Origin of the sequence: Spirillospora sp. CA-142024, from assembly GCF_050942325.1 — a bacterium.
Taxonomy (GTDB): Bacteria; Actinomycetota; Actinomycetes; order Streptosporangiales; family Streptosporangiaceae; genus Spirillospora.
Map to the genome: position 1 here is coordinate 2,773,009 of NZ_CP192077.1, position 23,451 is coordinate 2,796,459.

The following is a 23,451-nucleotide window of genomic DNA, read 5'->3' on the forward strand; positions in this document are numbered from 1 at the left end:
GGCTCCGGCCGGTCCAGGCGGGAGGGAGAGGCATGCTGCGGCGGATGCTCGTGCTCTACGCGTCGCTGCTCCTGCTGGTGCTGGCGGCGCTGGAGGTCCCGCTCGCGATCGCGTTCGCCGCCCGCGGCACCCAGAGCCTGTTCATCGACCAGCTCAACGACACCGCCCGGTTCGCCTCCCTCACCGAACCGGCGCTGCGCACCGGCGAGCTGGTCACGCTGCGCGCCGAGCTCACCCGCTACGACGACCTGTACGGCATCGCGACCGCCGTCATCGACCGGAACGGGACCGTCGTGCTGTCCTCCCGCGGCGGGCTGGTCCTCGGCGGGGACGCCCGGCTCCGGGTGCGGGACGCGCTGTCCGGGGAACGCTCCGACAGCAAGGAGGTCGTGTGGCCGTGGCGGCGCGCCCCGATGATCGTGGCGGAGCCGGTCGGCCTCGGCGGCCGGGTCGTCGCCGCCGTCATCACCATCTCGCCCACCACCGACGTTCGGGACCGCACCCTCACCCGGTGGGGCGAACTCGCCGCCGCCGGCCTCGTGGCGCTGCTCGCCTTCGGTCTGGCCGCCGTCCCGCTCACCCGGTGGGTGCTGCGCCCGGTGCGCCGGCTGGACGAGGCGACCGGCGAGCTGTCGGCCGGCCAGTGGCAGGCGCGGGTCGCGGTGACGACGGGCCCGGCCGAGCTGCGGCGGCTCGGAGAGCACTTCAACGCGATGGTCACGGCGGTCGGGCAGGTCCTCGAACAGCAGCGGTCCTTCGTGTCCTACGCCGGGCACCAGATGCGCAACCCGCTCGCCGCGCTGCGGCTGCGGGTGGAGAACCTCGCCCCGCACATGCCGCCGGACGGGGAGGACGACCTCGCGCTCGCCATCGACGAGGTCGCCCGTCTGGGCCGCATCCTGGACGGCATCCTCGCGCTGGCCCGCGCCGAGGGAGGCGGCTACGGCATCGCCGTGGTCGACTGCGGCCGGGTGGCCCGGGAACGCGTGGACGCGCTGCGGCACAACCCGTCCGGGGTGCGGGTGCGGCACCGCGGCGCGAAGCACGCCGCCGTCCTCGCGGTGCAGGACGGCGTCGGGCAGATCCTCGACGCGCTCGTCGACAACGCCGTCAAGTTCGCCGGCCGGGGCGCGACCGTCACCGTCTCCGTCTCGCGCCCCTTCGACGCCCCGGACGGACCGCTGGTCGCCATCGACGTCGTCGACGACGGCCCCGGCCTCCCCGGGCCCGACCTGGCCAACGCCGCCCAGCGGTTCTGGCGCGGCCCGGAGCACCAGAACATCGACGGCACCGGCCTCGGCCTGAGCATCGCCACGGCGCTCGCCGAAGCGTCCGGCGGCGGCCTGGAGCTGCGCCCCGCCCGCCCGCACGGCCTGCACGCCAGGGTCGTGCTGCCCGCGGCCCCGGTCAGCCCTGACGCTTGGCCTCGCGGTAGTACCGCATCGCGCCGGGATGCAGCGGCAGCGGGTACGTCGAGACCGCCGACCGCCGGTTGAGGTGCAGCGCCTCCGGATGCGCCGCGGCCAGCTCGTCCCGCCGCGTGAACAGCAGCCGGGTCAGCCGGTAGGCCCGCTCCTCCGGCATCGACGCGTTGACCACGAGATAGTTCGGCACGCCTATCGTGCGCACCTGCCCGGCGAGCCCGTACGTCGACGCGAGAATCGACCGCTCCTCGTAGAACGCCCGGTACCGCCGTTCCAGCGGCTCCACATACGCACTGAGATCGATGAGCCGGATCGGCATCGTCCGGGCCAGATCCGCGATCGCCCCGGTCGGCAGGCCCCCGGAGAAGAAGAAGGCGTCGACATGCCCGCCGCGCAGCGCGTCGGCGGCGTCCCCCACCTGCAGCCTGCGGACCCGCACCCCCTGCTTCGGGTCCACTCCGGCCACCGTGAGCAGCCGGGTCGCGATCAGCTCTGTCCCCGACCCAGCCGCCCCGAGCGAGACGACCCGCCCCTTCAGATCGGGCAGCCGCCGGATGCCGCTGTCCGCGGGGACGACGAGGTGGGTGTAGTTCTCGTACAGCCGCGCCAGCGCGACGACCGGCTCCCGCGCCGCGAAGGGCGGCCGTCCCTCGAACGCCAGCGCCGCCGAGTCGGCCAGCGCGAAGGCCACGTCGGCCCGCCCCTCGCCCACGAGCCGGAGGTTCTCCACCGAGGCCCCCGTCGAGATCACCTGGGGCTTCGCCTCGGGCAGCCGTTCCCGTGCCGCCTTGGCGATCCCCTGGCCGTAGGCGTAGTACACGCCTTCGCGGCCCCCGGTCGCGATGACCAGCCGCCACGGCGCCGCCGCCGCCCCACCGCACCCGGCCAGGACGGCCAGCACCCCGGCCGCGACCACCCCTGTGACCCACCTCACAGCCGCAGATCGTACGCCCGCCCAGATCACAGACCCGCGACATTCCGAACACGGGAAGCAGGGCCATTCGCACCTGAAACGATCACTCGTGCCTGTCGGTGAAAGCGTTGGCACGATGCGGGATCATCTCGGTAGCTTGTCCCCATGCGTCAGCCATCGCTACGGCTCCATCAACTCGCCCGAGCGCTTGACGAGCGATTCGCGCCCCATGTTCATCACCTGGGTGTGGTGGAGGGGAATGCCGACCAGGTGAAGCTCCGGTCACGTGCATTGACCGCAATGGCCGCCCACATGGTCGCCGGGATCCCGGACAAAGAAGCCGCGCGCCGGGTCACCGATTACTTTCACGATGATGGTATCGATGGCTTCGCCGTCAAGACGGTCGAATCAGGGCCGCCGACGATCTATCTCATTCAGGCCAAATGGTCGGCTGAAGGGAAGTACAACTTCAAGGAACGCGATGCGACCGCGCTTCCTGAAGGGCTTGCCAAGCTCCTGCTACCGGATGGGCTCCATCCGGACAACCTCCTGCGAAATCATCTCGGAGAACTTCGCCCGGCAATCAATATGGTCGGGGCGCGTTTCGTGCTTGTGTGGGCGACGAGCGGGCAGAATGCACCCTCCCCTGACATTGTCCGCATGATCGAGGAAAAGCTTGCGAGGTTCGAGCGAGACCAGGTCGGCGTTGAGTATGAATTCCTGCTGCTCGAAGATTTCTTCCGGGCGCTGGAGGCCGACGTCGCGCGTACCGGCGTTACTGTTACCGGCGGTCTGCTTAGAAGCCGAATGGTGGACGAGCAGCATGAGTCGCTGCAAGGCACCATCAGTGCCGCAGAGCTTGGCAAGTGGCATCGTGAACATGGCCGCCGTCTCTTCGATGACAACGTGCGTGTCGAGATGGAAAGCGAAGTCAACAAGGAAATAGTTAGGTGCCTGCTGGAGGAGCCACAGAACTTCTGGTACTTCAACAACGGCGTCACGGCACTGTGTGAAGACTGGGAAAGGGCTCCGGTCGACGTCCGTGAAACTCCGTTCCGCTTCGATGGTCTGCGGATCGTCAACGGAGCGCAGACGGTGAGCAGCATAAGTGCGGCGATGGGAGAGTCGGAAAAGGTTGCCAGGGCGCAGGTGCCGATCCGGTTCATCAAGCTTAAGACGACGGGGCCCGAATTCGGTGCGCGGATCACGTTCGCGACCAACCGGTCCAATCCGATGCTGCCCCGCGACCTGCTCGCCATGGATCATGTGCAGCAACGGCTACGCGATGAGTTCGAACTCACGTGGGGATTCCGCTACGCCATCCGGGCGAACGACGACTTGCCTGCGACCGCCGAGGGGTGCTCGGTTCTGGAGGCGGTGATCGCGATGGCGGTGGGTCGCCATGAGATCGGCACGCTCGCAGTGGCCAAGGATGACATCGCATCCCTGTGGCCCGGCGATCGTGAGCTCTACGGGAAGCTCTTCAACGACGGCACATCGGTGGTCGAGGTCTGGAACCGGGTTCGGGCGCTGCGGCTCGTCATGAATGAGCTGCACAGAGAGTGTGCGGTCATCACACAGCGGGAGAAGGCGGTCGGTGTCCTTGGGGACCTGTTCATCGCGCACATCGTTTTCCGGTGCCTGGGGAACGAGGGAATCGGCGACATCGCTTCGAAGTGGGAAGACCGGCTGAGCAGGGTCGCCCAGTGCACGCGGGAGGCTCGGCATGCCCTCTTCAATCAGGTCGATGCCAAGCTGGCGTCCAGACCGCCCGCGCCTGGGAAGGGATTCTCCCGAGTGTCCTCCCTCCTGCGAAACGAGAAGTGGCTGGCCAAAGAGATTCCGTTGTCGCTGGCCTACGACGAGCTGACGGCGCCCGGGCGGGAGAGTGTGACCGCTGAGACATGGCCCTCGGCACCGGAGTTCCGGCTCGACATCAGGGACGGCCTACGGGCGAAGGGCAGGCGCTGCGACGGTGGCTTTCTGGTCTACGCCGGGTCTGCGGCTGCCGCCAAGGATGGGAAATCGCTGACCACGCCGCAGATCTTGCACCGGCGCAACCTCCGCGACTCGCTCGGTTTCGTTTCGGAGAACGGTCACCTGCGCCTGAGCCGCGACGCGCTCTTCGGGTCACCCTCCCAAGCAGCCGACGTGCTGCAGGGCCACTCGGTGAACGGCGCAGACGGGTGGGCCACGGAGGACGGGATGAGCTACAACCAGGTGGTAAAGAACGAGGGATCTCCGGGTTGATTCAGCCGGCCGGCGAGTGTTGGTCTGGGGCGTCGGCCCCGTGGTGCCGTGCCAGACATTGCCGGTGCGGGTTGCGCCGACTCCACTCGACTCCACTCGACTCGGGTCGGCCGTACCGGATGTTCCCGTGCTCTGCTTCCCTCGTTTTCGCAGGTGAGCGGCTTCCTACGTTATCCCGGGGCATGGATGCGAAGTTAGCCTGAATAAGGGTGGCTCAGGGGTTCCCTAAAGGAGCCTTAAGGGCGTTCTGCTGGGGGTTCCGGCGGCTTAGCGTAAGTGGCGTCACATCGGAGACACGGCGGAGGTGCACAGGCGGAGAGCAGAGCGAACGTCGGCTGAGGTTCCGACTGAGGTTCCTGATTGAGACAGGTTTCTGGCCCGCACGGCCCCCTTACCCCGCTCTGGGGCCGTGCGGGCCAGAAGTCTTTTCAGCGGGGGAGCGCGCCCAGGAGGAGAAGGCGGAAGGCGTCGGCGGTGCCGGTGGCGGCGGTGTCGCCGGTGGCGAGGCGGCGGACGGCGAGGCCGTAGAGCATCGCGACGATCGCCGGGGCGTGCCCCTCGGCGTCAGGGATGCCGAGGGCCTCCAGGATCGCGGCGGCCAGGTGGTCGTACGCCTCGACGGAGCGGACCGAGGCCTCGCGGAGGGCCGGGTCGCGGGCGGCGTGCAGGTGGAGTTCCAGGTTCGCGATCTGCTCCGGGCCGTAGGCGAAGCCGACGACGGCCTTCTCCACCTCGTCGGCGGCCTGGACGGCGGCGATGCCGGACTCGGCCAGGGACGTGACATAGGCCGTGATGCGGGCTATCTCCTCGTCCACGAAGGTGTGCAGGGCCTCGCGGAGCAGGTCCTCCTGGCTGGGGAAGTGATAGGTGAGGGAACCGAGGGAGACGCCGGCCTCGCGGGCGACGGCGCGGTTGGTCACGGCGCCGATGCCCTGTTCGCCGATCAGGCGGAGGGTGGCTTGGAGTATCCGGTCGCGGGCGCTCATCGGTGCTCAGTCTTCCCTAGAACGGGTGTCTTCAGTATCGTTCGTTCGAACGAACGATACCTCGGGAGGCGGCGTGGGGCTGGGGCTGGGGCTGGCCGGGCAGGCGGAGGCGCTGGCGGCGGGAGAGGTCTCCTCCGCGGATCTGGTCGAGGAGAGCCTGGAGAGCATCGGGCGGCAGGAGTCGCTGGGCGCCTTCCGGGTGGTGCGGTGCGAGGCGGCGGGGCAGGAGGCGCTGGAGGCCGACAAGCGGCTCGCGGAGGGGGAGCGGCTGCCGCTGCTCGGGGTGCCCGTCGCCATCAAGGACGACACGGATCTGGCCGGGGAGACGACGCCGTTCGCCGTGGCGGGCGATCACCGGCCGGTCGCGGAGGACGGCGAGGTCGTCCGGAAGCTGCGGGCCGCCGGCGCCGTCATCGTGGGGAAGACGACGACGTGCGAGATCGGGCTGTGGCCGTTCAGCGAGTCGCCCGGGTTCGGGATCGCGCGGAATCCGTGGAATCCCGAGTACACCCCGGGCGGGTCGTCGGGCGGGTCGGCGGCGGCGGTGGCGGCGGGAATGGTCGCCGGCGCGGTCGGGTCGGACGGCGCCGGGTCGATCCGGATTCCGGCGGCGTGGACCGGACTGGTCGGCATCAAGCCGCAGCGGGGCCGGGTGTCGGGGTACCCGCACACCGATCCGTTCAACGGGATCACCGTGTGGGGGCCGCTCGCGCGGAGCGTCGGGGACGCCGCGCTGCTGCTCGACGTGCTGAGCGGCAGCCACCCGGACGACGTGCACCAGGTCGATCCGCCGTTGACGCCGTTCGCGGAGGCCGCCCGGCGGGAGCCGGGGCGGCTGCGGGTCGCGGTCTCGTTCCGGACGGCCCTCGGGGTGAGCGGCAGGCTCGATCCGGAGATCCGCGCGGCCGTCGAGCGGCTCGCGAGAAGGCTCACCGACCTGGGGCACAAGGTCTTCCCGGCGGAACCCGACTACGGGCTCGTCGGGCTCGGGCTCGTTCCGCGCGGGACGGCCGGTGTCGCCGACTGGCTGGACTCGATTCCGAACGCGCGGCCGGAGCGCAGGACGGAGGCCGAGGCGCGCATGGGCCGGCTGGTCGGCAGACGGCTGCTGCCGCTGGCGAGGAGAATGGACCCCCACCTGCGCAGAAAGGTCGGCCGCATCTTCCAGGTGGCCGATGTCGTCCTGACGCCGACCACCGCGCAACCGCCATTGAAAGTGGGCGCCTTCGACGGGGTGGGGTACCGGAAGACGCAGTCGGGCGTCGCGGCCGCCTGCCCCTATGCGTGGACGTGGAATGTGCTGGGGTGGCCAGGGGTCAGCGTGCCTGCGGGGTTCACGAAGAGCGGGCTGCCGATCGGGGCCCAGTTGCTCGGGCATGACTCGGACGAGGCCACGCTGATCTCGCTGGCCGCGCAGCTGGAGGCCGTTGAGGGGTGGGTCGAACGGCGTCCGTAGGCCCGTGACGGGCTGCCGGTGCGGGGGTCCGAGCCGGCACCGGCGGCCCGTCGCGCTCAGTAGCCGGCGCCGGTGAGCATGCCGCCGTCGACCAGGACCTCGCTGCCGGTGCAGTAGGACGAGTCGTCCGAGGCCAAGTAGACGATCAGCCCCGAGACCTCCTGCGCCTTGCCCATGCGGCCGAGGGGGAGCGCCTTCAGGAACGCGTCGGCGCTGCCGGCCGTGGCCGAGACGATGTCGTCCTGCATGGTCAGGGGTGTCAGCACGCCGCCCGGGTGGATGGAGTTCACCCGGATGCCGTACCGGCCGAGCTCGCGGGCCGCGGACTTGGTCAGGCCGCGGACGCCGAACTTGCTGGCGCTGTAGGCGGCGAGGCCGGCCGCGCCGATGAAGCCCTCGGTCGAGGACACGTTGACGATCGAGCCGCCGCCCGCCGCGCGCATCGGGGCGGTGACCGTCTTCACCCCGAGCCACTGGCCGATCAGGTTCACGTCCAGGATCCGGCGGAACTCGTCGAGCGCCATGTCCTCGATGGTCTTGTGCCGCAGGATCCCGGCGTTGTTGACCAGGACGTTCAGCGCGCCGAAGGTCGCCGTCGCCGTCTCGGCGGCCCGCTCCCAGTCCTCCTGCCGGGTCACGTCCATCGGGACGAACCGGGCGCCGTCCCCGAGGTCGGCGGCGAGCTTCGCGCCCTCCTCCTCCAGGACGTCGCCGAACACGACCTTGGCGCCCTCGTCCAGGAACCGGCGGACGTGCGCCTTGCCCATCCCGCGCGCACCACCGGTGATCAGCGCCACCTTGCCGTCAAGCTGCCCCATCAACGCTCCTCGTCGCCACGTCGCTTCCCAGTAAACCTAGCGAACGCTTGGTCAACGGAACAAGGCGGCCCCGCTATGCGGCGCGCAGGCCGTCGAAGAGCAGTGTGAGCATCCGGTCGGCGTACGCGCCGGGGTCGGAGGTGCGCTCGGACGCGACGCCGATCGCGTTGGTGATCCGCAGCAGATCCCGCGGGTCGATCTCGGCGCGGACCGTCCCCGCCCGCTGGGCCCGGTCCAGCAGCCGGCCGAGCGCGTCGCAGATCGCGGCGGCCGCGGCTCCGAGGCCGGTGTCCGCCCACTCCGCGGACATCGCCTCGATGATCACGGTGGCCGTGCCGCGCGGGGTCGCCGCGCCCGCCAGATAGGTCCGCAGCCAGAGCCCCAGCCCCGCCTCCGGGTCCGGTGCGGACAGCAGCTCGTCCGCGTGCGAGAGGAGCCCGTCGATCCGCTCCCGCAGGACGGCGTGCAGCAGCGCGTCACGGGTGGGGAAGTGCCGGTAGAGCGTTCCCGAGCCGACGCCGGCGCGCCTGGCGATGTCGTCGAGGGACGCGTTCGTGCCGTTCTCCATGAAGGCCGTGCGGGCCGTGGTGAGGAGTCTCTCGTAGTTGCGGCGGGCGTCGGCCCGCATCGGCCGGGTGTCCATGGGCACCGTCCAGCGGTGTCGCGGGTGACCGGGGTGGTCAACGCCTGCATTTCGGACGAGCCTGCCACCTTCCAGGGGGCGGCGCTACCCGGACTGCGCTTCCAGGGCGTCCCGCGACAGCCGGTCGGCCCTGCGCGTCGTCTCTGGCAGGCGGTACTCCGGCGCGAGGGCCAGGACGTTGCGGCACGCGGTGCCGAGATCGGTGCGATGGCCGACGGACACGAACACCGGCTTCACGCCTTCCCGCGTCCGCAGCACCCGCCCGACGACCTCGCCGCCGTCCAGCAGCGGGCTCGTGTCGCCGCGCCGCGGCCCGGGCTGCTCGTAGGTGCCGACGAACGCGGTCTTGCCGACGCCGATGGCCGGCAGGCCGGTCAGGACGCCCAGGTGGCACGCCAGCCCGAACCGCCGCGGATGCGCGATCCCGAACCCGTCGCACACGAGCAGGTCGGGTGTCGTCTTCAGCGCGCGGAGCGCGTCCAGCAAGGTGGGCAGTTCCCGGAACGCGAACAGGCCCGGGACATAGGGGAACTCGGCCGTGCCGACGGCGACCGACTCCTCCAGGACCTCCAGGGTCGTTCCGTCCAGGACGACCGCGGCGGCGGCCAGCCGGTCGCCGGTGCCTCCGCCGCCGCCCGCGTACGAGACGTCCAGTCCCGCGACGGTGCGGGGCGCCGCCGGGCCCGGGACGTCCAGTTCGAGCATCGGACGCAACCGGTCCTGGATCGCCTCGGCCTCACGCGCGGTGGACGGCCAGGGATGCAGGTCACGTACGTCCATGTCCGAGGACGCTACCGCGTCACAGGGACGCGTAGGCGGCCTGCGTCAGGCGGAAGGCGCGCAGGTCGCCGGACGCCTGGTCGCCCATCAGGTTGGGCAGGTAGGCGAGCGCCAGCCCGGCATCGGGGTCGCCCAGCCCGATCGAGCCGCCGGCGCCGGTGTGGCCGAACGCGGACGCCCGCCCTTGCTTGGGCGTGAAGAACGTCTGGGACGGGCGCATGAACCCGAGGCCGAACGCGCTGTCCACGAGCAGCGTCCGGTCCGGGCCGCCGGCGCGCGGGCGAAGGGCGTCCCGCAGCGTGTCCGGGCGCAGGATCCGGCCCGCCACGAGGTCGCGGTAGAAACCGGCGAGCGCGGGCGCGGTGGTGATCATCCCTGCGGCGGGCCAGCCGGCGCGCAGCACGACCGGGTTGTTGTAGCCGCCCTTGCCCGGATGCGGGTTGTTCATCGACCGGTTCATCATGCTCTGCGGGTCGGTGTAGGCCTCGGCGAGCCGCTTCAGCAGGTCGTGCCCGGCGGCCCTCGGCGCGTCGGCGCCGGCCCCGGTGCGCCGTCCCGCGGACAGCTTCGCGGCCCGCTCGATCACGTCGCCGGGGGACCCGATCCACAGGTCGAGGCCGCGGGCGAACTCGTCCTTCACGAACGCGCCGACCGTCCGGCCGGACAGCCGCCGGACGATCTCACCGGCCAGCCAGCCGTAGGTCAGCGCGTGGTAGCCGTGGGCGTCGCCGGGGGTCCACTCCGGCTTCTGCGCGGCCAGCTCCGCCGCACACGCCGCAGCGTCCGCGGCCTCCTCCGCGGACACCGGTCGTGCGAACGCGGGCAACCCCACCTGGTGCGACAGCAGGTGCGCGGCGGTCGCGCCGTCCTTGCCCCCGGCGCCGAACTCCGGCCACCAGGCCGTCACCGGGCCGTCCACCTCGTAGGCGCCGCGTTCGGCGAGCAGCAGCGCCGCGGCGGCGGTCACCGCCTTGGTGCAGGAGAACGCGAAGCAAGGGGTGTCGGGCAGCCACGCGCGTCCGGTGCGGCGGTCGGCGACTCCGCCCCACAGGTCGACGACCTTGCGGTCTCCCACGTGGACGGCGACGGCGGCGCCGAGTTCGCGTCCCTCGGCGAAGTGCCGCTCGAACACCTCGCGGACGCCGGCGAACGCCGGATCGCAGTGGCCTTGCACCGTGCTGCTCATGCGCGATCCTCTCGGGCGGGGGCTCCATAGAATCACGTTCTAGGAATCCCCGCCGAGCCGGGGAGCGCGTCAGGGGCGGCCCAGGTGGTGGACGGGTTCGGTGACCGGGTCCGCGGCGCGCTGGGCCGGACGCGTCCGGCCGAACTCCAGCGTGAGCAGGGCGGCGGCCAGCCACCCGATGTCGAACCAGGACCGGAACACGACGTTGCGCGGCTTGTAGGACGGCCTGAACTTCTTGTCGAAGAGGTACAGCGACTCGACGGCGATCCACGGGTCGAGAAGGTGCAGGGCGCGGTAACCCGCCTTTTCCAGCACGTTGCGCTCGTCCGAGTCCAGCAGCTCGCGGAAGGCGGCGAAGTTGAGGGAGACGACGCCGTACCCGTGCTCGGCGGCGTACTGGACCATCTCGACGATGAGGCGCTCGTTGACGCCGTTGGGGCCGCCCGGGGTGCGGCGCATCGCGTCCAGGCTGACGCCCTCGCCCGCGGTGACGTAGCGCTGGAACGCGATGGGCTCCTTGTCCTCGCCGTAGGCGATGGCGACGATCGCGCCCGGGTGGTAGCCGGTCAGCAACTCGTCCAGGTTCATCGAGAAGCCGCGTTCGGCGGCGCCGCCGAGGGAGCGGGACGCGACGTCCAGCAGCCGCTCGCGAAGCGCGGGAGTGAGCTCGCGCTCCGGCACGATCCCGGAGGAGACGCCGAAGTTCTCGGTGCGCTTGACCGCCTGCCGGACGTTGCGCATCTGCCGTCCCGACAGCGTGAACTCGCCGGGACGGATGACGACCTCGTCGCCGAAGCCGATCGTCCGGCACGGCCCCCAGGCGGGGAGCAGGCCGTCGCTCGCGCCGAGGACGGCCGGGCGCCAGCCGGTCGTCCGGCACATGGCGCGGAACGCGCGGACGGCGTCGGCGTGCGACGCCGGGTCGCCGACCGGGTCGCCGCCCGCCACCGCCATGCCGAACAGGACGCGGTAGCCGATCGCGGCCCGCCCGTCCGCGCTGAACACGTACGCCTTGTCGCGCCGCAGCGCGAACGGGGCCAAGGTGTCGGAACCGGGATGCAGGACCAGGCCCGCGACGCGGCGCCGCTCCGCCTCGTCGCCGGGCGGGGGCGCCGGGTCGGGGGCGAGGAGGGTGATGACCAGCAGGAGGAGCCCGGCGGCGCCGGCCAGGCCGAGCACGCCCGGCAGCCAGGACGCGCCGTCCATGGGCGCGCCGGTGGCGCCGAGGCCGCTTGCGACGTCGCCGACCGACCGCACGGACACGCCGCCGAACAGCAGCGACCCGGCGAGGGCGGCCGCGACCAGCAGCGCGCCGGTCTTCACCGCCGTGCGGACGCGTTCGGGGTGCGGACGCACGGGGAACCGGTCGCGCTCCAGCCACAGCCCGCCGAGCACGGCGGCGAGCAATGGCAGCCGCCACAGCGGGTCGTCGCCGGCGATGACGGCGAGCAGCCCGAGGAGCGCCAGGCCGACCAGGCCGTACCAGGCGGCGCGGCGGCGCAGGAGGGCGCCGCGGGCGACGAGCGCGAGGGCGAGGCCGAGCGCGACGGCGTGCCCGGGCGCGAGCGGGCTGCCCGTGACGAGCCGGGACAGCCGGCCGAGCCACTCCGGGGACCGCGACAGGGCCGGCACCGCGATGAGCACGGCGACCAGGACCGCGGTGAGCGCGAGCGGCCAGACCGGCCGCAGGTGCGGCGGCACCGCCGGATGACGCGTCGCCGGGGGGACCGGCGGGACGTCCCCCCGGAATGACTCGTCTGATCGCACGAAGGACACCTCCGCTGAGCCCCCAACCAAGATCCTCTGGAACTCATTCCCGGGATCGGACGTCGTCGTGGGCCGGACGCCCCCGTCCAGCCAAGCCATACCCCGACCGGAGCGCGGAACACCGCTAGCCTCGTGGTGATGAAGAGGCTCCTGCTCGTCCATCACACGCCGTCGCCGTCCGTGCAGGCGATGTTCGAAGCGGCGCGCGCCGGAGCGTCCACCGACGAGATCGAGGGCGTGGACGTGGTCTCCCGGCCCGCGCTGACGGCCTCGGCCGTGGACGTCCTGGAGGCGGACGGCTATCTCCTGGGCTCGCCGGTCAACCTCGGCTACCTGTCCGGCGCGCTGAAGCACTTCTTCGACCAGATCTACTACCCGTGCCTGGAGGAGACGGTCCGCCGCCCGTTCGGGGCCTTCCTGCACGGCAACAACGACGCGACCGGCGCCCTGCGCGCCCTGGACTCCATCACCACCGGGCTGAAGTGGAAGGCCGTCCAGCCCCCGGTGGTGGTGATCGGCGAGCCGGGCAAGGCCGACCTGGAGGCGTGCTGGGAACTCGGCGCGATCACGGCGGCGGAGCTCGGCGGCGTCTGAGCGGCGAGGCCACCGGTAGCGTGCCGACCATGAGTGGTTTCCGGCACGTGGTGATGTTCAGGTGGGCCGAGGGGACGACGACCGGCCAGCAGGACGAGGTCGCGGCGAAGCTGCGCGAGCTCCCCGGGGTCATCCCCGGGATCAGGGAGTACGGCGTCGGTGTGAACGCGGGCGTCAATCCCGGCGCGTACGACTTCGTGGTCGTGGCGGACTTCGCCGACCGGGACGCCTATCTTGTGTACCGCGACCATCCGGTTCACCGCGCGGTGGTGGACGAGTACATCACGCCGATCGCGGCGGAACGCGCGTCCATCCAGTACGAGCCGTAGCAGGCCGGACACGAAGAAGGCAGGAACCGAGCAAGCGCTTGTGCCTGAACACTTTTCGGGTTAGTTTCCTCGAAGACGCCCGCCGGGGACGGATCGCGCCCCGTTCCCGGCGGGCGGCATGCGCTCGGGGCGCTCGGGGCGCTCGGGGCGCTCGGGGCGCTCGGCGGCCGGGGCCGGTCACCCCCGGGTCCGCAGGCTCATGATCTCGTCGCGGAGCTGCTGCGGGGACGGGGCCTCCAGCAGCCGCGGCCCGTCGCGCAGCGGCACCATGGCCCACCAGGACCCGGTCGCCTCGCCGTACCAGACGCGTACTCCGGGGAACTGCTCCTGCAGGGCGCGCGCCGTTGCGGCGCGCATGGCCGCGGGCGTGGGCTCGTCGCGACCGGCGGCGCCCCGTTGAGCCGTCATGGCGCCCTCCCCCCGTAGATCTCATCGGTAACAGCGTCCCCACGGACCAATGCGTCACCCCTACTCGGCAAATTGTGACTAAGCACACTATGGGGCTTGGGGGCCGCCCACTGTGGGATACCGCGCCGGATGTACACCAACGGATGTATACGGTCGGCCCGAATGACACCGCCCGCCGGATGACCGGCCCCGAACCGCGACGCGACGCCGGACGCCACGGCGCGGCGCGTCCCACGAAGGCGGTTCCCACGAGACTGGCAAGGCCGTCGCGACGTGGGCGCCGCTGATGACGGCGTGGCCACCCGCGTGGCCGTCGCGCTCAGTGCAGGTTGATGCCGTCGAACATCACCTTGAGGTAGTGCTCGGCGAGCCCCTGGGCGTTCAGCCGGCCGCCGGGCCGGAACCAGCGGACCGCCACCCACACGGTGTCGCGGATCATCCGGTAGGTCAGCTTCGGGTCGAGGTCAGGGCGGAAGAGCCCTTCCGCCTGGCCCGCCTGGAGCGTGTTCACCCACATCTTCTCGACCTCGTCCTCGGACTTGGTCAGGTAGGCGAACCGGTCCATGCCCTTCAGGTAGTTCCAGTCGTTCTGCATGACCGTGATCGCGGCGCGGTGGGGTTCGAGCGTGCCGAACGCGACCCGCACGAGCCCGGCGATCGTGTCCCGCGGGTCGTCGTTCTCGTCGATCACCGCCTGGTACGCGGCCATGACGTCGTTGAAGAACCCGGAGAGGATCTCGTCGACGATCGACTCCTTGGAGTCGAAGTGGTGGTAGAGGCTCCCGGAGAGGATGCCGGCCTCGTCGGCGATGTTGCGGACCGTCGTGGCCTGGAAGCCCTTCTCCGCGAAGAGTTCGGCCGCGAGCTTGACCAGGTGCGCGCGCCGTTCCGACGCCAGGCCGGGCGAGCCGCGGCCGCGGCGGCGGGCACCGCCCTCGCCGGCGGCGCGGGCGCTGGATCGTCCGGACTTGGCGCTCGTGGTCGTCACCCTTTCATTATGCCGTGCCGCCCAACCGCTTGCTCGATCGCGCCGCACCAGATTACGTCCTGCAGCAAGCGCTTGCTAAGAAGATCGCCTCCGGCCCGTTCCGCCCCGGCCGCATAGGCTCGGGTCCATGCCCGATGTGATCGTGTTCGACCTGTACGGAGTGATCGCCCGCACCCAGACGCCCGAGGCGGTGCGGCGGATCGAGAAGATCGCCGGCCGGTCCGGCCCCCCGTTCTGGGACGCCTACTGGGGCTGCCGCCCCGCCTACGACGCCGGCCAGGAGAGCGCGTCCTACTGGGCGGACGTCGCGGGACGGCTCGGCGCCACGTTCCCCGACGTCCCCGCGCTGATCGAGGCCGACCTCGGCAGCTGGACCGAAGTCGACGACGACATGGTCGCCCTCGTCGGCGAACTGGCGGGCGAGGGACGCACGCTCGGGCTGCTCTCCAACATCATCGGCGACCTGGTGCCCCGCTTCGAGGACCGGCACGGCGCCTGGCTCGCCCACTTCGACGCGCTCGTCTACTCCTGCCGCATCGGCGTCGCCAAGCCCGACCAGCGCGCCTACGAGATCTGCGCCGAGCGCCTCGGCGTCCGGCCCGCCGACGTGCTCTTCTTCGACGACAACGAACGCAACGTCCACGCCGCCCGCGAGGCCGGCATGCGCGCCGAACTCTTCACCTCCCGGAACCAGGTCCGCGCCCTGGTCGGCTAGAACGGCGACGGGCAGGGCCGGCCTCTTCTGAGTGCGCGACCGGGCGCGGTCTAGGACGGGGGCGGGAGTTCGCCGCCCGCCTCGGCGGCCTTGGCGAGACGTTCGCGCAGCGTCCGGAGCAGTTCGTCGCCCTGCTCGGTCAGCCGCTCGATCGCGGGCATCGCGAGATCGTCCCGGACGGTGTCGGCGAGCAGCTCGTCGTACTCCTGCGCCTTCTCCGCGATCGCCTCCAGATGGCGCTGGGCGCGCAGCACCTCGTCCGCCGCCCGGGCCCGCTCGGCGTAGCGTTCCAGCGCCTCGATGCGGCGCGTCACCGCCTCGACCGAGACGTCGAGCTTGTCCCGGAGCGGCCGCAGCGCCGCCTCCACCTCGGGGAGCGTCGCGGCGTCGGCCATGGCGTCCTGTTCCGTGCGCAGCTTGGACTGCTTCGCCAGCACCTGCGCGATCTCCCATTCCTGCCGCGGCAGGGTGACGGCGTTGTCCACCGCGTCCAGCAGTCCCTCCCGGTTGACCTGCGAGTCGCGGACGAAGTCGACCGCGGCCTGGACGCGGGCCAGCAGCGCCCGGCCCTCGTCGTCGAAGTCCTCGGGGGTGAGGTAGCGGTCGCGGCGGCGCTCCAGTTCGCGGGCGCGCCGCAGGTCCAGCGAGACCGACGGGGTGCCGAGCGCGACCAGGACCGCGAGCATGCCGAGCCCGATCAGCCACAGCGAGCCGAGCACCGGGGAGCCGATCAGGCCGAGGGCGAGGACCGACAGCGGCGCCAGCCACAGCAGCGGCTTGCGGCGCGCGACGATCGTGTCCAGCTCAGCCCGCAGCGAGGGGTCGGCGACGGGACGCGGCTCGGCCGGGGCGCCGTCCTCGGGGGCGCGCGGCGGCGCGATCCGCCGCCACGACGTGGAGACATGGGTCTCGAACGCGAAGTCGGTCTGCGCGATCTCGATCTCCGTGGGGCCGGCGGGCAGCGGCCACGAGCCGACCGGGTCGCCCCCGCCGGGGCCGGTGAAGCGAACCCACCAGCCGCCCTTGCCCTCCTCGCACCTGTAGCGGCCGGGGGCGACGTCGATACCGACGAAGAACGTGCCGATTCCCGGTATGGAATCGTTCCACCCGCCACTGGTCACCGGCGACCTCCGACCCGAACGCTGCGCCGTGCCCCCTCGCCCGTTCCGGCGAGGACCGTCCTGCCCGGAACGAGCCCGTCCCTTAAAGGACCGACGTCCGGGAGACGATAAGAGTTGCAGTACCCACATCCGCCTCGGGAAAGCCGGATCGGGTTTGGAATACTCCACGCGTGCGACCTGACTACGACCCCCTCGATGATCCGCCATGGGCGATGCAGTTGGTGGTACGTGCCGAGAAGGCCGATCCGCCCAATCACGGTGCGGTCTGCGAGGCGGCGGCGACGGCGGTCGTCCGGCTGCTGACCGACCCGCGCGCCGCCGAGCCCGAGGGGGAGTGGCGCGCCGCCGTCCGCGAGTGGGAGTCGCGCCGGATCAGGAAGGTGACGCGGCGGGCCCGCGGCGTCCGCTGGCCCGAGGCGGAGGCGCTGCCGGGTATCACCGTCGAGCACGCGGGCGCGCAGGTGCGGGCGTTCCCGCCCGGACCCGTGTCGGACGTCCCGCCGCAGCTGGCGAAGCTCCAGGTCGCGGGCCTCGACCTGGCCGACGCCGAGGAGCCGGGACCGCCGCCTGCGCCGCCGTACGCGGCGATCGCCCTCAACCCGGACATCACGATCACGACGGGGAAGGCCGCGGCCCAGTGCGGGCACGCCGCCCAGCTGCTCCTCCGCCAAGGGCGTCGCAAGCACGTGGAGGCGTGGGTCGAGGCAGGCGCGCCCGTCCATCTGACCCGGGACGTTCCATGGCGGCAGTGCGTCAAGAACGCGACGGTGGCCGTCCGTGACGGCGGGTTCACCGAAGTCCCGCCCGGCACGATGACGGCCATCGCCTGGCTGGTCCGCTGAGCGGCCGTGGCGAGGGCCGAAGCCCGCGCGGCGTGCCGGGACGGGCCCGGCACGCCGCGCGGACCGATCAGGGAAGGGTGACCGCGACCGGGTCGATCCCCGCCTTGCGGATGAGGGACGGCAGGCGAGCGGCGAACGGATGGTGGTCCACCGGCAACCCCCGCGGGTTGTCGATCACGTAGTGGACGACGCCGCCGGCGCGCTTCTCCGTCCATGTCGCGCCTGCGGAGCGGAGCACGGACGCGGCCTTCGCGGCGTCCGCCGCCTTCACCGACACGCGGATGGGCGACTCGTACGACGGCAGCGCGGCCGCCTCCTGCGCCGCCTTCGCGGTGGCGGTCGCCTGGGGCGCCGCCGCCTTCTTCGGGTCCGGGCCGAGGACGGCGTTGTAGAGCAGCTTGGCCGTCCCGTCGCTGAACGCGCGGAAGTTGGGCTCGGCCGCGAACAGCACGGAACGCCCCTGGCCGACGGGCTGGTCGACGACCGCCGCGGTGCCGCCCAGCTCGGACGCGCCGCGCTCGAACCCGGAGACGAACCAGTCGGGCGAGCCCGTCTCCGGATAGGACACGACGACGCCGCTGGACGCCTTCATGACCATGTCGTAGGAGGTGAAGTTCCAGGCCGTCCCGCCGACGCCCTCGGACAGCGGGCTCTTGCCGTCCACATTCACGCGGAACAGCGTCCCGGGGATGTCGGACGTCGGTTCGGCCAGCGTCGCGGTCGTCAGCCCGAGCCGTGCCGCCAGCTGCGTGCCGCCCTGCCAGCCGACGTAGCGTCCGCCGTTCCGCGTCCACTGCTGGAGCGCGGCACGCCCGGTGTCGCCGAGCGCCGTGTAGGCGGACGACGCCGGCCCGTTCGGGGCGACCAGGACCTGGACGCCGTCGAGCTTGCCCGCCGCGACGTCCGCCGGGCTGAGCAGTGTGAACGGCAACTTCCAGTCGCGGTCGAGACGGTGCCGCAGCCACCCGGTCGACTGCCGCGCCGACGAGGACGTCGCCGACAGCTGCAGGACGCCGAGCTTGGGCGCCTTGCCCTCATGTCCCGGACGCGGCGCCTCCAGCGTCCGCACCGGCACCGTCCGCGGGTGCAGGACGGTCCCCGAAGACCCGCCGGACACGTTCCCCAGCAGAGGCAGGCTCCACGCCGTCACGTCATAGAAGTAGGGGAACGGCGTGTAGGAGTCCTCGTTGAGCATGGCCTGGATCCAGTGCTTCTGGCCCTGCGCCATCGAGATCCAGTACGTGCCGGCCGGCAGCGTCGTCTTGGCCTCCGGGCGCCCATAGGCCTTGAAGTCCGGGACGGTCAGCGGCCTCACGAGCTTCTCGACGCGGACGCCCATGCGCTGCAGCCGCCGCACGATGAGCCGGACCTCCGCGCGCTTGGCCGGGTCGTCCCGCAGGAAGTAGCCGCGCACCTTCCGATCGGGCACCTGCCGGTCGATCTGGTTCGGCGGGTTGTAGATCTGGTTGGGCTCCAGATTCCCCGCCTTGCCCTGCTCGTAGGCGTCCACCGTCATCTGGCGCCACTCGGTGAGGATGCGGTGCCGGTTGCGGGCCGCCGCCGACAGCGACACCCACTGGGTGAGGTACTGCTCCTTCACCCGCTCCGGGTAGGGGCTCTCGTCGCCCTTCTCGTAGGTCATCCCGGCGGCGTGGAAGGCGCTGGTCGGGACCGAGTCCCCGTACCCCTGGTAGAAGAGGTCGTAGACGTCGCGGTTGAAGAAGTCGATGCCCTGCCGCTTGAACTCGGCGGCCATCGCGGCGCCGTACACGTCGTTGATCCAGCCGACCGCCTGCTCGGGCGTCTCGTGGTAGATCGGGTCGGCGTTCGGAGGGAAGAAGTACGACGTCCCGCCCATCTCGTGCGCGTCGATGTAGAGCGCCGGCGGGTACGCGTTCAGCATCGACAGCTTGCCGTCGCTCTCCGGCTGCGTCCGCGCGAACCAGTCGCGGTTCATGTCGAAGCCGTAGGCGTTCTCGCGGGTCTTGAGCTCCCGGCCGTCCGGGTTCTGCGTCGGCAGGACGATCACGAGCGCGTTGGCGAGGATCGCCGTGGCGGCGCAGTCGGTGCGGTCGCCGAGGTCGCGCAGCACCTTCAGCGCCGCGTCGGTGCCGCTCGGCTCGTCGCCGTGCACGTTGCCGCTGACCCACAGGATCGGGACGCCGCGGTCGGTGATCCGCTCGGCGAGCGCGGCGGGCGTCCGGGGATCGCGCAGCAGGCCGGCCTCCGCGCGCACCTTGGCCAGCCCAGCCTTGGAGATCAGCTCGGGACGTCCGGCGATCGCGTACTTCAGCGGACGTCCCTGGGCGGTGGTGGCCAGCGTCCCGGAGACGACGCGCTCGCTCTTGGCGGCGACCGTCTCCAGATACCTGTCGGACTCCGCGGCGCTCGCCTGCCGCTCACCCAGATCGAAGCCGAGGACCTGTTTCGGGGAGGGGACCTTGCCTCGGTAGATGGGCGCGGTCCGCGTCGGGTCGCAGCCGGCCGCGGGCGCGGCGGGCTGCGCGGCGGCGGGCGCCGCGAACGAGGCGGCGACCGCCAGGGACACCGCCGTCACCAGCGGAGTCCACGACCTCAGCAGGGCTGTGCCTGCGGGCTTTCGGGCTCTCATGAGCCACAACGTGGCATCGGGCGCAAGCCGCACCAATGGCAACTTCTGCCAAGATCACTCGCGCTTTTCCGGGCGGGACCGCGGCCCGGTGAGCGCGGCGGCCCGGTTGATCGCCTGGAGGGCGAACTCCTGCGTCCAGGAGAGCCCGTTCGGCCCGCGCGGGGACGACCCCTGCCCGGCGCCCTTCGGTGCGCCCGCGAGCTGGGCCTTCGCGCTCAGCCCGTAGGACAGGAAGAGCAGCACGACGAACGCCGCCAGGTACGCGAGGTGCTCCAGGAGGCCGCCCCACCTGCCCTTGAAGACGTCCAGGACGGCGAACATCGCGAACCCCGCCATCCAGCCCGCCATCGGCGGCACGAGCAGGATGTCGCGGCGCAGCACCACGCCCGCGGCGGCGGCCGCCACGAGCAGCACCTCGGCCGCCTTGACGAACACGAGCACGCCGGTCGCGGGGCCGGACCCGAAGTAGCCCTCGATCTCGTCCAGCCGGTCGCCCCACAGCGCCACCGCGGTCACCAGGCCCGCGACGCCGTACGCGACGAGGAACACGCCGACCGCGTAGTGGAACCGGTGCCACGTCAGCGCGCCCCGCGCCGCTCCGCCGGCCGGTGCGGGAGAAGGGCCGGCTCCTGGCTGCGCACCCGCGCCCACCGTCATGTCGCCCCCATGTTCCGGTTCATCTGCTACGCGCAAGATATCCCGGATAGGGGCCGGCCGACCTCCGAAACGCGGGCCGCCTCCGCGTCTCCCGTCCCGCCGGCCTCCGGCCGTGGTGCTTGCGCACGGGCGGGCGAAGCGGGAGGCTGAGAGCACGTCGGGCCACGCGGCGTCCGTGAGGAACAAAAGATGACGCCTGACGATACGGGAACGGCCGCGCTGTCGAAGACGCGGCTCGAATATCTGGAAGAGCTCGGCGACGAGCTGGTCAAGCGCGGCCTCCGGGTGCGTCTCACCCTGCCCCGCGGCCAGTCGCCCTGCCTGCACGTACTGAACCCCGACGCGTCCGCCCTCACCGAGAACATCCTGGCGGAGCAGGGCGCGGACGGCTGGTGGTACTGGTGGTCGTGGGCCGAGCGCATCGCGCCCGCCGACGACGTCACCTCCGCGGCAGACCGCATAGCCCAGGTCCTCGCCCTCCACTGACACGCCGCCACGGCGCGGTGCCGCCACGGCGCGGTGACGGCCGCCGCGGTGTTGTCAAACGGGTCCGAGTGGGTGCGTGAGGCCCGGCTGTCGGGGGGTTGTCCGGGTTCGGCCGCCGATCTGGCCTCTCACCTGGGTGGAGACCGTCCCGGGCGCTCGTCGGGTCTCGGCCGCGCCGGTTGACCCGCGGTCGAGGTGAATGTTGAGCCGCCGAACATATGCCCTGACGTGCGGCGTCGCGCGAGGGGCCGGGCGGGGCCGCGGCCCGGACTCGGGCTCGTCATGCCATCCAAGGTTTCACCCTTGTTGATCTCGCGTTACGGGATTGTTACCCGCGACAACAAATCAACTTCCCGATAGGTCTGGCGCGACGGCCGGGTGCGACATAAGTTGCGGGGCACAACATTCGACCGGCGAGTGGGCAATCTCACTCGCCGGGCACCGGCTACCACCCCAGGCCGCGGCACGGCGGCCACCCCCAGAAAGGACCCGGGCAATGCGCAAGGGGATCCTCAGCTTGATGGCCGTCACGACGGCCGCGGCGCTCAGTCTCACCGCATGCGGGGACGACGGCTCGAACGACGCGGGCGGCTCCGCCAAGGGCAAGGTCGGCGTGATCCTGCCCGACACCACCTCCTCCGTCCGCTACGAGAGCTTCGACCGGCCCTACCTGGAGCAGGCGTTCAAGGCGGCCGGCGTCGCCTACGACATCCAGAACGCCGAGGGCTCGACCCAGCGCTTCCAGACCATCGCCGACCAGATGCTCACCAGCGGCGCCACGGTCTTGATCCTGGACGGTCTCGACTCCAACTCCGCCGCGGCCGTCCAGCGCAAGGCGCAGGCGCAGGGCGTCAAGACCATCGACTACGACCGTCTCGCCCTCGGCGGGGTCTCCGACTACTACGTGTCCTTCGACAACGTGAAGGTCGGCGAGGAGCTCGGCAAGGGCCTGCAGAAGTGCCTCGGTGACAAGAAGGCCAACATCGCCTACCTGAACGGCGCGCCGACGGACAACAACGCGACCCTGTTCTCCAAGGGCGCGCACAACATCCTCGACCCGGTGACCAACTACAAGAAGGTCGCCGAGCAGCCCGTCCCGGACTGGAAGGCCGAGAAGGCCGCCACGATCTTCGAGCAGATGTGGACCGAGCAGGGCGGCAAGATCGACGGCGTGCTCGCCGCCAACGACGGCATCGGCAACGCGGTCATCTCGATCCTGAAGAAGAACCAGGAGCAGGGCAAGGTCGCCGTGACCGGCCAGGACGCGACCCTTCAGGGGCTGCAGAACATCCTGGACGGCACCCAGTGCATGACGGTCTACAAGCCGGTCAAGCAGGAGGCCGACGCCGCCGCGAAGCTCGCCATCTCCCTCATCAAGGGCCAGAAGGGCGAGACCAACGGCACCACGAACGACCCCACGGGCAAGCGCGACGTCCCGTCGGTGCTGCTGAACCCGATCGGTGTCACCAAGGAGAACCTCAAGCAGGTCACCGGCGACGGTTTCGTCAAGAAGGAAGACCTGTGCAAGGGCGCCTACGCCGCCAAGTGCAAGACCGCCGGCATCGAGTAGCGAGCCCTGTCAGACCTCGTGGCGGGCCCCGCACTGCTGACAGTGTCCCGGGTCCCCGGAAACCCGGGACACGCGGGGCCCGCCACGGGCACCACGCAAACCTCTGAAAGGGAAACACGTGGCTGAAAAAGGAGACCCGGTCCTCCGCCTGACCGGGCTCAACAAGAGCTTCGGCGCCGTTCATGTGCTGCATGACGTCGACCTCACGGTGCGCCTGGGCGAAGTGGTCGCGCTCGTCGGCGACAACGGCGCCGGCAAGTCGACCCTGATCAAGTGCATCGCCGGAATCCACCCCATCGACTCGGGACAGATCGAGTTCGACGGCAAGCCGGTGACGATCAGCGGCCCGCGCGACGCCTCCGCGCTCGGCATCGAGGTCGTCTACCAGGACCTCGCGCTCGCCGACAACCTGGATATCGTGCAGAACATGTTCCTCGGCCGCGAGCGGAAGAAGGGCATCGTCCTGGACGAGACGTCCATGGAGGAGGCCGCCAGGGAGACCCTGGCCCGCCTGTCGGTCCGCACCGTCAAGTCCGTCCGCCAGCAGGTGTCCAGCCTGTCCGGCGGGCAGCGCCAGACCGTCGCCATCGCCAAGGCGGCGCTGTGGGAGTCCAAGATCGTCATCCTGGACGAGCCCACCGCCGCGCTCGGCGTCGCCCAGACCCGGCAGGTCCTCGACCTCGTCCGGCGGCTGGCCGACACCGGGCACGGAGTCGTGCTCATCTCGCACAACATGAACGACGTGTTCGAGGTGGCCGACCGCGTCAGCGCGCTCTACCTCGGACGGGTCGCGGCCGACGTGGCCACCTCCGAGGTCTCCCACGGCCAAGTCGTGGAACTCATCACCGCCGGCCGTTCCGGTGATCTCGGCCTTGCGCCGGCGACCGCCGCCGAGAGCATCTGAAGG

General features: G+C 71.4%; 22 protein-coding genes. 10 read left to right on the plus strand and 12 right to left on the minus strand.

All coding sequences use genetic code 11. The features are described from left to right. The first annotated feature begins 32 nt into the window (after positions 1-32). Positions 33-1,496 carry a sensor histidine kinase gene (locus ACQPZP_RS13445; protein ID WP_433477947.1) on the plus strand — a complete coding sequence of 488 codons (1,464 nt, stop codon included), beginning with the start codon at positions 33-35 and terminating at the stop codon, positions 1,494-1,496. On the opposite strand, the gene ACQPZP_RS13450 is transcribed toward ACQPZP_RS13445, so the two are convergent. Next, the gene (locus ACQPZP_RS13450) at positions 1,408-2,358 is read right to left on the minus strand and encodes a TAXI family TRAP transporter solute-binding subunit (protein ID WP_433477948.1); all 951 of its coding nucleotides are present in this window, start codon (positions 2,356-2,358) and stop codon (positions 1,408-1,410) included. The two genes, ACQPZP_RS13445 and ACQPZP_RS13450, sit on opposite strands and share 89 nt — an antisense overlap. A gap of 144 nt (positions 2,359-2,502) precedes the next feature. Here ACQPZP_RS13450 and ACQPZP_RS13455 point away from each other — a divergent pair, with 144 nt between their 5' ends. Continuing rightward, on the plus strand, positions 2,503-4,587 hold the full coding sequence (locus tag ACQPZP_RS13455) for an AIPR family protein (protein ID WP_433477949.1): 2,085 nt from the start codon (positions 2,503-2,505) through the stop codon (positions 4,585-4,587). Positions 4,588-5,015: 428 nt separating this feature from the next. Here the strand turns inward: ACQPZP_RS13455 and ACQPZP_RS13460 are convergent, their stop codons facing one another. After that, positions 5,016-5,573 (minus strand): TetR/AcrR family transcriptional regulator, encoded by a 558-nt coding sequence (locus ACQPZP_RS13460; RefSeq protein WP_433477950.1) that lies wholly within the window; start codon positions 5,571-5,573, stop codon positions 5,016-5,018. A gap of 73 nt (positions 5,574-5,646) precedes the next feature. Here ACQPZP_RS13460 and ACQPZP_RS13465 point away from each other — a divergent pair, with 73 nt between their 5' ends. Continuing rightward, positions 5,647-7,029, plus strand: coding sequence for an amidase (locus ACQPZP_RS13465; RefSeq protein ID WP_433477951.1), 1,383 nt, complete (start codon positions 5,647-5,649; stop codon positions 7,027-7,029). A gap of 56 nt (positions 7,030-7,085) precedes the next feature. Here the strand turns inward: ACQPZP_RS13465 and ACQPZP_RS13470 are convergent, their stop codons facing one another. The 5 genes from ACQPZP_RS13470 to ACQPZP_RS13490 form a co-directional block, all read right to left on the minus strand. Beyond that, complete coding sequence (locus ACQPZP_RS13470; protein ID WP_433477952.1) at positions 7,086-7,847, minus strand: glucose 1-dehydrogenase; 762 nt, start codon at positions 7,845-7,847, stop codon at positions 7,086-7,088. A 73-nt stretch (positions 7,848-7,920) separates the two neighbouring features. Continuing rightward, positions 7,921-8,490 (minus strand): TetR/AcrR family transcriptional regulator, encoded by a 570-nt coding sequence (locus ACQPZP_RS13475; RefSeq protein ID WP_433477953.1) that lies wholly within the window; start codon positions 8,488-8,490, stop codon positions 7,921-7,923. An 84-nt stretch (positions 8,491-8,574) separates the two neighbouring features. Beyond that, positions 8,575-9,270 carry an endonuclease V gene (locus ACQPZP_RS13480; protein WP_433477954.1) on the minus strand — a complete coding sequence of 232 codons (696 nt, stop codon included), beginning with the start codon at positions 9,268-9,270 and terminating at the stop codon, positions 8,575-8,577. A 19-nt stretch (positions 9,271-9,289) separates the two neighbouring features. Then, positions 9,290-10,456: a serine hydrolase domain-containing protein gene (locus ACQPZP_RS13485; protein ID WP_433477955.1), complete on the minus strand. Its 1,167-nt coding sequence runs from the start codon at positions 10,454-10,456 to the stop codon at positions 9,290-9,292. A gap of 69 nt (positions 10,457-10,525) precedes the next feature. Then, positions 10,526-12,223: a bifunctional lysylphosphatidylglycerol flippase/synthetase MprF gene (locus tag ACQPZP_RS13490; protein WP_433477956.1), complete on the minus strand. Its 1,698-nt coding sequence runs from the start codon at positions 12,221-12,223 to the stop codon at positions 10,526-10,528. Positions 12,224-12,361: 138 nt separating this feature from the next. Here ACQPZP_RS13490 and ACQPZP_RS13495 point away from each other — a divergent pair, with 138 nt between their 5' ends. Both ACQPZP_RS13495 and ACQPZP_RS13500 read left to right on the plus strand, forming a co-directional pair. Further along, entirely contained in the window at positions 12,362-12,817 is a 456-nt protein-coding gene (locus ACQPZP_RS13495; RefSeq protein WP_433477957.1) for a flavodoxin family protein, read from the plus strand. 29 nt (positions 12,818-12,846) lie between these two features. Then, entirely contained in the window at positions 12,847-13,146 is a 300-nt protein-coding gene (locus ACQPZP_RS13500; protein ID WP_433477958.1) for a Dabb family protein, read from the plus strand. A gap of 177 nt (positions 13,147-13,323) precedes the next feature. Here ACQPZP_RS13500 and ACQPZP_RS13505 read toward each other — a convergent pair whose 3' ends face one another. Continuing rightward, positions 13,324-13,554 (minus strand): hypothetical protein, encoded by a 231-nt coding sequence (locus tag ACQPZP_RS13505; RefSeq protein WP_433477959.1) that lies wholly within the window; start codon positions 13,552-13,554, stop codon positions 13,324-13,326. A 319-nt stretch (positions 13,555-13,873) separates the two neighbouring features. Beyond that, positions 13,874-14,542 carry a TetR/AcrR family transcriptional regulator gene (locus ACQPZP_RS13510; protein ID WP_433468110.1) on the minus strand — a complete coding sequence of 223 codons (669 nt, stop codon included), beginning with the start codon at positions 14,540-14,542 and terminating at the stop codon, positions 13,874-13,876. Positions 14,543-14,669: 127 nt separating this feature from the next. On the opposite strand from ACQPZP_RS13510, the gene ACQPZP_RS13515 reads away from it, so the two are divergent. Further along, positions 14,670-15,257, plus strand: a complete 588-nt coding sequence (locus tag ACQPZP_RS13515; protein ID WP_433477960.1) for an HAD family hydrolase — start codon at positions 14,670-14,672, stop codon at positions 15,255-15,257. A gap of 50 nt (positions 15,258-15,307) precedes the next feature. Here the strand turns inward: ACQPZP_RS13515 and ACQPZP_RS13520 are convergent, their stop codons facing one another. Next, positions 15,308-16,378, minus strand: a complete 1,071-nt coding sequence (locus ACQPZP_RS13520; RefSeq protein WP_433477961.1) for a hypothetical protein — start codon at positions 16,376-16,378, stop codon at positions 15,308-15,310. Between the two features lie 170 nt (positions 16,379-16,548). On the opposite strand from ACQPZP_RS13520, the gene ACQPZP_RS13525 reads away from it, so the two are divergent. After that, positions 16,549-17,220, plus strand: coding sequence for a hypothetical protein (locus ACQPZP_RS13525; protein ID WP_433477962.1), 672 nt, complete (start codon positions 16,549-16,551; stop codon positions 17,218-17,220). 67 nt (positions 17,221-17,287) lie between these two features. Here the strand turns inward: ACQPZP_RS13525 and ACQPZP_RS13530 are convergent, their stop codons facing one another. Further along, on the minus strand, positions 17,288-19,831 hold the full coding sequence (locus tag ACQPZP_RS13530) for a M14 family zinc carboxypeptidase (protein WP_433477963.1): 2,544 nt from the start codon (positions 19,829-19,831) through the stop codon (positions 17,288-17,290). Positions 19,832-19,885: 54 nt separating this feature from the next. Next, complete coding sequence (locus ACQPZP_RS13535; protein ID WP_433477964.1) at positions 19,886-20,488, minus strand: hypothetical protein; 603 nt, start codon at positions 20,486-20,488, stop codon at positions 19,886-19,888. Between the two features lie 189 nt (positions 20,489-20,677). On the opposite strand from ACQPZP_RS13535, the gene ACQPZP_RS13540 reads away from it, so the two are divergent. The 3 genes from ACQPZP_RS13540 (at position 20,678) to ACQPZP_RS13550 (ending at position 23,448) form a co-directional block, all read left to right on the plus strand. Further along, the gene (locus tag ACQPZP_RS13540; protein ID WP_433477965.1) at positions 20,678-20,974 is read left to right on the plus strand and encodes a hypothetical protein; all 297 of its coding nucleotides are present in this window, start codon (positions 20,678-20,680) and stop codon (positions 20,972-20,974) included. Between the two features lie 496 nt (positions 20,975-21,470). After that, positions 21,471-22,544 (plus strand): sugar ABC transporter substrate-binding protein, encoded by a 1,074-nt coding sequence (locus tag ACQPZP_RS13545; RefSeq protein ID WP_433477966.1) that lies wholly within the window; start codon positions 21,471-21,473, stop codon positions 22,542-22,544. Positions 22,545-22,662: 118 nt separating this feature from the next. Then, complete coding sequence (locus ACQPZP_RS13550; protein ID WP_433468118.1) at positions 22,663-23,448, plus strand: ATP-binding cassette domain-containing protein; 786 nt, start codon at positions 22,663-22,665, stop codon at positions 23,446-23,448. The last annotated feature ends 3 nt before the right edge of the window (positions 23,449-23,451 follow it).

What these genes read in the sequence shown, in the direction of transcription:
- ACQPZP_RS13540 (WP_433477965.1), top strand. Translation starts at nt 20,678, where the DNA reads ATGACGCCTGACGATACGGGAACGGCCGCGCTGTCGAAGACGCGGCTC.
- ACQPZP_RS13505 (WP_433477959.1), bottom strand. Translation starts at nt 13,554, where the DNA reads ATGACGGCTCAACGGGGCGCCGCCGGTCGCGACGAGCCCACGCCCGCG.
- ACQPZP_RS13545 (WP_433477966.1), top strand. Translation starts at nt 21,471, where the DNA reads ATGCGCAAGGGGATCCTCAGCTTGATGGCCGTCACGACGGCCGCGGCG.
- ACQPZP_RS13515 (WP_433477960.1), top strand. Translation starts at nt 14,670, where the DNA reads ATGCCCGATGTGATCGTGTTCGACCTGTACGGAGTGATCGCCCGCACC.
- ACQPZP_RS13480 (WP_433477954.1), bottom strand. Translation starts at nt 9,270, where the DNA reads ATGGACGTACGTGACCTGCATCCCTGGCCGTCCACCGCGCGTGAGGCC.
- ACQPZP_RS13470 (WP_433477952.1), bottom strand. Translation starts at nt 7,847, where the DNA reads ATGGGGCAGCTTGACGGCAAGGTGGCGCTGATCACCGGTGGTGCGCGC.
- ACQPZP_RS13530 (WP_433477963.1), bottom strand. Translation starts at nt 19,831, where the DNA reads ATGAGAGCCCGAAAGCCCGCAGGCACAGCCCTGCTGAGGTCGTGGACT.
- ACQPZP_RS13455 (WP_433477949.1), top strand. Translation starts at nt 2,503, where the DNA reads ATGCGTCAGCCATCGCTACGGCTCCATCAACTCGCCCGAGCGCTTGAC.
- ACQPZP_RS13460 (WP_433477950.1), bottom strand. Translation starts at nt 5,573, where the DNA reads ATGAGCGCCCGCGACCGGATACTCCAAGCCACCCTCCGCCTGATCGGC.
- ACQPZP_RS13445 (WP_433477947.1), top strand. Translation starts at nt 33, where the DNA reads ATGCTGCGGCGGATGCTCGTGCTCTACGCGTCGCTGCTCCTGCTGGTG.
- ACQPZP_RS13500 (WP_433477958.1), top strand. Translation starts at nt 12,847, where the DNA reads ATGAGTGGTTTCCGGCACGTGGTGATGTTCAGGTGGGCCGAGGGGACG.
- ACQPZP_RS13485 (WP_433477955.1), bottom strand. Translation starts at nt 10,456, where the DNA reads ATGAGCAGCACGGTGCAAGGCCACTGCGATCCGGCGTTCGCCGGCGTC.
- ACQPZP_RS13535 (WP_433477964.1), bottom strand. Translation starts at nt 20,488, where the DNA reads ATGACGGTGGGCGCGGGTGCGCAGCCAGGAGCCGGCCCTTCTCCCGCA.
- ACQPZP_RS13495 (WP_433477957.1), top strand. Translation starts at nt 12,362, where the DNA reads ATGAAGAGGCTCCTGCTCGTCCATCACACGCCGTCGCCGTCCGTGCAG.
- ACQPZP_RS13475 (WP_433477953.1), bottom strand. Translation starts at nt 8,490, where the DNA reads ATGGACACCCGGCCGATGCGGGCCGACGCCCGCCGCAACTACGAGAGA.